A 2,809-nucleotide genomic window follows, 5' to 3' on the forward strand; every position below is an offset into this window, starting at 1 on the left:
TCATTCCAAGCAATCTAGTAAATGGCGCGATCATTCTAGAAAAGTAATCCAACCATTTCAGGTCTTTCATTATTTGAATAACGACCATCAGCGGAATTACAATTAAAGCCAGCTGAAAGACACCCGAAGCTGCCCGTTCTAGACCATTCAGTAAAATCGGTCCGATACCCGAAATTTCAACTTGTTGGCTGATAAAGCCGTATTTCGCCGTTTCCGCTCCGCCGTGCCAGACTAAATTAATCACGACAGCCGCTACTAACGCCAAACCAATCCTTACTGTAAGGATGACCCATAATTTGACACCGACCTTCATCGCAACTCCCGATTCAATCAATAAATTATGTGAAAAGGACAGCATGGTCGCTAAAATGAATACTTCTTTCACAGTTAAATCAAGTGTTAAGATTGCGCCTATACCTGCATATAAATTAAGAAAATTACCAAGAACGAGAGGAATCGCAGCATCCCCAGGCAAACCAAGCAGATTCATGATGGGAGCAATTGCCGCTATAATCCACTTTAAAACAGGTGTATATTGAAGAACAGATACGATTAATGTAACTGGAAAAATAACTTTACTAAGCGTCCAAGTTGTTTTTAATCCCACGATTAGCCCGCTTTTTACTGAAGCTCCAATCAACGCTTTCCCCCCTAGCCTTTTACGACTCCAGATACTTCTTAGCAGATTGTCCTGTCTTTCTTCTATAAATCCCAATCACAATCGCCGTTGCAATTGAAGCAATCGAGATAACTTGTGCAATCCGCAGACTCTCCGTCAGCATTAAGCTGTCCGTTCTCATCCCTTCAATAAAGTAACGCCCTATGGAGTACCAGATAAGGTAAGATAAGAAAATTTCACCCGTACGCAGACTTGTTCTTCTAATCAAAAGTAATAAAACGACTCCAGCCAAATTCCATAGTGATTCATATAAAAAAGTTGGATGATGATACACACCATTTATGTACATTTGATTGACGATGAAATCAGGTAAATGCAAGGTCGACTCTAAAAAAGACCGGCTCACTTCTTCTCCGTAAGCCTCTTGATTCATAAAGTTTCCCCATCGTCCAATGGCTTGACCGATCAATAAACCAGGTGCTGCAATATCAACAAGCTTCCAGAATGATATTTTTTTTACTTTAGAAAAAATATACCCTGTTAAAACAGAGCCGATGATAGCCCCATGGATGGCTATACCGCCTTCCCAAATCTTAATGATTTGTCCCGGGTTTTGTGAATAATAATCCCACTGAAAAAGCACATAATAAATTCTTGCACAAATAATAGCTGCCGGAACAGCAAATAAAATAACATCTATAAACGTTTCCTTATCCAACCCTCTTCGTTCTGCTTCACGCACTGCTATGTATAGACCCAACAAGACGCCCAACCCAATAATCAGCCCATACCAATGAACAGTTATTGGTCCTAAGTCGACCGCAATGGGATTAAGCGGCTGTATTTCTTGTTCCATTTTACCCCTCTTTTCTTTCGTTCATGACTCAAATATCATCGTGACCGCCTGATATGGTACTGTTCAAGCGATTTGAAAATTGTTCAGCCGCATTGACACCCATTTTTTTCAATCGGAAATTCATCGAAGCTACTTCAATAATAACCGCAAGATTTCGACCAGGGCGTACAGGCACAGTCAATCTCGTGACGTTGGTATCAATAATTTTGATGACTTCTTCATCTAGACCTACCCGGTCATATTGTTTGTTCTTTTCCCATAACTCCAAGTTAATGACCAAGGATATTTTCTTATTACTGCGGACCGCACCTGCACCAAACAGCGTCATCACATTAATAATCCCCAGACCGCGAATCTCAAGCAAGTGCTCAATCAGTTCAGGCGCATTCCCGACTAAGGTATCTTGATCCTCTTGTCTTATTTCCACACAATCATCGGCGACCAAACGATGGCCTCTTTTTACTAGTTCAAGAGCAGTTTCACTTTTACCGACACCACTTTTTCCTGTAATCATTACACCTACACCATAGATATCGACTAATACTCCGTGCACAGCAGTCGTTGGAGCAAGCTTGCTTTCTAAAAAGTTTGTTAAGTGGCTGAACAGCCTCGTCGTTTTCAATTTAGAACGCATGACGGGAACCGATTCTCTCTCGGAAGCCTCAATTAATTCTTCTGGGATTTCATGGTCCCTTGTAATGATGATACATGGAGTCAAATCACGACATAAATTATTCATTCTATTCACTCGTTCAGCGGGACTAAGCGTTTCAAAAAAAGACATCTCTGTTGTTCCAAGCAATTGCACTCGGTCTGAAGGATAGTATTCAAAATAACCCGCAAGCTCAATACCTGGTCTTGATAAATCACTAGTTACAATCGGACGGTTAATCCCTTCCTCACCACTAATCAGTTCCAAATCGAATGTATCTAGCAAATCTTTTGTACGAACGCGCGCCATCTATTTTGCTCCTCTCTCATGGAGTTAATGTATTCTTCTGTAAATATAGATTTCATTTTAGCAAATACCTTTCAATAACTAAAGAAAACTCTAAAGTTAATTCTGACTTGCGTCCTTTTGCCTGACACTATATTACCACATTTAAAGAAGTGACTTACTACTTAGCTATACCACTTTTTTCCAAAGCATGCTCCTTTTTTCCGTTTGAACGGTATATATCCTTCGAAGGTTTGTCCTTCAAAAACAGAAAAGGAGATGGCTCATGAAAATTATGATTGATGCTGGACACGGCTACCAGACTCTTGGAAAACAGACGCCCGATGGAATGAAGGAATATGTCTTCAATCGTTCTGTTGCCGCTCACTTAAAGAAC

3 protein-coding genes are annotated in these 2,809 nt (G+C 40.4%); all 3 read right to left on the minus strand.

Going from position 1 to position 2,809, the window contains the following annotated elements; all coding sequences use genetic code 11:
- The coding region (locus AC52RT_RS05295) for a nucleoside recognition domain-containing protein (RefSeq protein ID WP_495539784.1) at nt 1-640 on the minus strand (640 nt) is incomplete at its 3' end.
- Nucleotides 641-659: 19 nt separating this feature from the next.
- Nucleotides 660-1,475 carry a prolipoprotein diacylglyceryl transferase gene (lgt, locus tag AC52RT_RS05300; protein ID WP_495539785.1) on the minus strand — a complete coding sequence of 272 codons (816 nt, stop codon included), beginning with the start codon at nt 1,473-1,475 and terminating at the stop codon, nt 660-662.
- A 28-nt stretch (nt 1,476-1,503) separates the two neighbouring features.
- Nucleotides 1,504-2,436 (minus strand): HPr(Ser) kinase/phosphatase, encoded by a 933-nt coding sequence (gene hprK / locus AC52RT_RS05305; protein ID WP_495539786.1) that lies wholly within the window; start codon nt 2,434-2,436, stop codon nt 1,504-1,506.
- Nucleotides 2,437-2,809: the final 373 nt, after the last annotated feature.

This window comes from Peribacillus sp. (assembly GCF_059453735.1).

Bases quoted from the DNA above. Each gene is read 5' to 3' on its own strand.
- lgt (WP_495539785.1), bottom strand. From the start codon at position 1,475: ATGGAACAAGAAATACAGCCGCTTAATCCCATTGCGGTCGACTTAGGA.
- hprK (WP_495539786.1), bottom strand. From the start codon at position 2,436: ATGGCGCGCGTTCGTACAAAAGATTTGCTAGATACATTCGATTTGGAA.